A 4,342-nucleotide genomic window follows, 5' to 3' on the forward strand; every position below is an offset into this window, starting at 1 on the left:
GGGGATTGCTTCGTACCTCCTATGTTTACAGTTGGGGATTGCTTCGTACCTCCTATGTTTACAGTTGAAATTAAAAAATGTATTATATCTTGTTTAGGAGATATTAAAACATTCTTTACATACATTTTATGAGTGAAAAAGGATGAGAGCACGTCGTGCCTAAATAGCTATAAGCATATTGTTTGCGAGATACAGCCTCATTCTTTTTATTTTCTTGAGTTTGAACAGAATGTAAGGAATACGGCATAGCAGTATATCCAGGATAGCCAACAGGAGGAAAAACGGAGGAAGGTTTTCACTTGTAGAATTATAAGAACAATTATCTATGACGAAAAGACTATTAAAACAGGTAGTGGGTATTGATGTAGCCCGGAAAGAACTCGTGGTGTCCTTAGGCAATATGAACGATGAGGCAACAACCAGTATTTATGCTTATAAAACTTTCTTCAATACAGAAAAAGGGTTTATGGCTTTGATATTATGGGTTAAGAAACAAACCATTGAGGAGTCGCCATTAAGATATGTTATGGAAGCGACCGGTGTTTATCATGAAGCATTAGCGTATTTTCTATCTAATAAAACATATTCCGTAAGTATAGTAATGCCTAACAAGATTACCAACTTCTTTAAGACATTAGAAATCAAGACCGTAACGGATAAGTCTATGTCCGAAGCAATAGCCTTGTTTGGGTTGGAGAAGAAGCTGAATAACTGGGTACCACCTCAAAAGATATTCAGGGAGTTAAGACAAATAACCCGTGAAAGAGATCAGATCATAGTGGAAAGAACCATGCTGAAAAATCACTTACACGCCGAAGAGACAGAAGCATATCCCAGTGTAAAAACAATAATAAGAATAAAGGATCGTATAAAACTGGTCAATACCCAACTTAAAGAAACAATGAATGAAATAAATGGGTCAATAAAAAATGATGTGGAATTAAATCAGGCGGTAGCACTTATGACCACCATTCCTGGAATAGGTGTATTAACTTCTGCAGTAATTATGGCTGAAACAAACGGCTTTGAATTGATCAGGAGCACATCGCAACTTTCCAGTTATGCGGGTTTTGACGTCAAAGAAAAAGAATCGGGCACATCGGTTAAAGGAAAACCAAGAATATCAAAGAGAGGAAACAGGCATTTGAGAAAAGCCATGCACATGCCCGCTTTGGCAGCAATAAGGCATTCAGAGCGGTATAAAGCAGTATTTACAAGGATCGTAACTAGAAATGGCATAAAAATGAAAGCCACTGTAGCGGTGCAAAGAAAGTTACTGGAAATGGCCTATACAATATACAAAACTAAGAAACCATACCAGGCGGAATACTTACAAAATCAACAACAGGAGAAACAAGAATTACAAGAAGCGTGTATAAATAATTAGAGCAACCCCTAAGGGCTGCCCTAAACAGGCTAACATAAAAGCCGCCTTAAAAATCAAATATAAAATAAATCATAAGGATTACTTGCATATCAACACAGAATCTCGCAATGACGGGGGGTAAAACTGATCTATAAACTCAAATTATGCGATACCATTATTTTTTGCTCATTACTTTATTAACCAGTGCCGTTGCGGCCAATGCCCAAAGCGCGCGTAAAACAGAAAGTTTTAATACCGGCTGGAAGTTTTTTTTAGGCGATGAGCCACAGGCCAAGAATAACACTTTTGGTGATGCACAATGGCGCAGCCTGGATCTGCCGCACGACTGGAGCATAGAAGGCCGTTTTGATCAGAAAAACCCGACTACACAGGCCGAGGGCGGTTTACCCGCGGGCATTGGCTGGTACCGTAAGCGTTTTACCCTGCCTTTATCAGCCCAAAACAAAAATGTATTTATTGATTTTGATGGTGTTTACCACAACAGCGAGGTTTGGGTAAACGGGCATTACCTGGGCAAACGTCCAAATGGATATATCTCTTTCAGGTATGATATTACGCCGTACCTCAACTTTGGCAACAAAAAAAATGTGATCGCGGTACGTGTGGATAATTCCGATCAGCCTAATTCCCGCTGGTATACAGGCTCGGGGATTTACCGTAATGTGTGGCTGGTTACTACGGCTAAAACTTACCTTACAAACTGGGGGACTTTTATAACAACACCTAAAGTAAATGATAAAGTCGCCGAAGTGGCTTTGGAGATCGGTGTACATCAGCCATCGGCAAACAACAAATTAAGCCTGCAAACTACCATTTATAATGCCGAAGGTAAAGTTGTTGTTTCCCAAACATCCCCTGTAAAAAATACCGGAGACACTTCGACTGCTGTTCATCAAACTTTGGAAGTAAGCAAACCGAAGCTTTGGTCGGTAGCGAGGCCATACCTGTATAAGGTGGTAATAAAAGTGCTGCAGAATGGCAAAGTGTTTGATGACCAGTCAATTTACACGGGGATTCGTTGTTTTAACTTTGATGCCGATAAAGGCTTTACTTTAAACGGCGAGCCTATGAAAATAAAAGGCGTTTGCCTGCACCATGACCAGGGCGCTTTGGGTACGGCTGTAAATGTAAGGGCTATGGAGCGCCAGCTGCAAATACTGAAAGCCATGGGCTGTAACGCCATCCGTACATCGCACAACGCCCCTGCACCTGAATTTCTTGATCTGTGCGACAGGATGGGATTTTTGGTGATGGATGAAGCTTTTGATATGTGGCGAAAAAAGAAAAGCAAGTATGATTATCACCAGGATTGGGATAAATGGCATGTAAAGGACCTGCAGGACCAGGTGTTGCGTGACCGTAACCACCCGTCGATTTTTGCCTGGAGCATTGGTAACGAGATACGGGAACAATTTGACAGTACCGGCATCAATATCAGTCGCGAATTGGTTGGCATAGTGAAGCAGCTGGATACAACCAGGCCGGTTACATCGGCATTGAGCGAGGCTGATCCGAAAAAGAATTTCATCTATCAATCCGGCGCGCTCGATTTGGTAGGCTTAAATTATCACCAGGAAGTGTACGCCAATTTTCAAAAGAATTATCCCGGCCAAAAGTTTATCGGTACCGAAAACATGTCGGCATTAGCTACCCGCGGGCATTATGATATGCCCTCGGATAGCATAAGGCGCTGGCCAAAGGATGGCAAAACACCTTTGAAAGATGGCAATCCCGATTTTACGGTATCGGCTTATGATAATGTGTCTGCCTACTGGGGTTCAACACATGAAGAAACCTGGAAGATCATCAAGAAATACGATTTCCTTTCGGGATTATTTGTGTGGACAGGATTTGATTATATCGGCGAACCTACCCCGTACTTGTGGCCAGCACGCAGCTCATACTTTGGTATAGTTGACCTGGCTGGCTTCCCCAAGGATGTTTATTATATGTACCAAAGCGAATGGACAACTAAGCCAGTGTTGCACCTGTTGCCCCATTGGAACTGGAAGCCCGGTCAAACTATTGATGTTTGGGCCTATTATAATAATGCCGATGAAGTGGAGGCTTATTTAAACGGCAAATCATTAGGCATCCGCAGGAAAACAGGTGATGACCTGCATGTAATGTGGCGGGTTAAATATGAATCCGGCACTTTGAAAGCGGTTTCGCGTAAAAATGGCAAGGTCATTATGAGCACCCAGGTTGTTACGGCAGGCGAGCCATATCGCATCCAGCTTAAAGCCGACAGGAGCCATATTAAAGCTGATGGTAAAGACCTTTCATATATTACCGTTACCATACTGGATAAAAATAATGTCCCGGTGCCGGATGCCGGTCAGCTCGTTAAATTTAAAGTAGGGGGGCAGGGGATCTTAAAAGCGGTTGATAATGGCTCGCAAACAGACCTTGATCCCTTTGTTTCCAATCAGCACCGGGTATTTAATGGGCTGGGGCTGGCTATTATTCAATCGAAATCAAATGCTGGTAAAATTAATATAACCGCAGCAGCCGATGGTTTGCAGGCGGCGCAGCTTACTATACAAAGTGATCGTTAAAACCGGCAGGATACCATGGACAAACCAGTTCCGATGATAAGTTGGGGTTTACACAAACATTCGGTTGAACGCTGGCTACGACTCACCCGACCGCCGCTGCGCTGGGCCACCCTCTCTCCGGCTGCGCCGCAAAGAGGGTTGAGGAGGTTTTTTTAACTTTTTTGCCCCTCTATGCGCGAAGCGGAGAGAGATTCTGTGTTAATTATCAAATAATTTTTAATTTTGTTTTATTAAGGCGGCTTTATGCCAGCCTGTTTAGGGCAGTTCATCGTTGATGGCTGCCCTAACCCATTTATGTGGCCTGAGCATTTTGAACAGATTGATGTACGTGGTTTTCATTGTAAGGCTTATTCGTGGTCCACAAAGTATAGATCAATTCTAATAGTCTTCTTTGAAC

The 4,342-nt window shown here is 42.6% G+C and carries 2 protein-coding genes; both read left to right on the plus strand.

What is annotated here, in order from left to right; translation table 11 throughout:
* The first annotated feature begins 325 nt into the window (after positions 1-325).
* Complete coding sequence (locus tag AC1DQW_RS27185) at positions 326-1,387, plus strand: IS110 family RNA-guided transposase (protein ID WP_477456928.1); 1,062 nt, start codon at positions 326-328, stop codon at positions 1,385-1,387.
* Positions 1,388-1,530: 143 nt separating this feature from the next.
* Complete coding sequence (gene galB / locus AC1DQW_RS27190) at positions 1,531-3,945, plus strand: beta-galactosidase GalB (RefSeq protein WP_477456929.1); 2,415 nt, start codon at positions 1,531-1,533, stop codon at positions 3,943-3,945.
* The last annotated feature ends 397 nt before the right edge of the window (positions 3,946-4,342 follow it).

Source organism: Mucilaginibacter sp. P5_A4, assembly GCF_056400605.1.

What these genes read in the sequence shown, in the direction of transcription:
- AC1DQW_RS27185 (WP_477456928.1), top strand. Translation starts at nt 326, where the DNA reads ATGACGAAAAGACTATTAAAACAGGTAGTGGGTATTGATGTAGCCCGG.
- galB (WP_477456929.1), top strand. Translation starts at nt 1,531, where the DNA reads ATGCGATACCATTATTTTTTGCTCATTACTTTATTAACCAGTGCCGTT.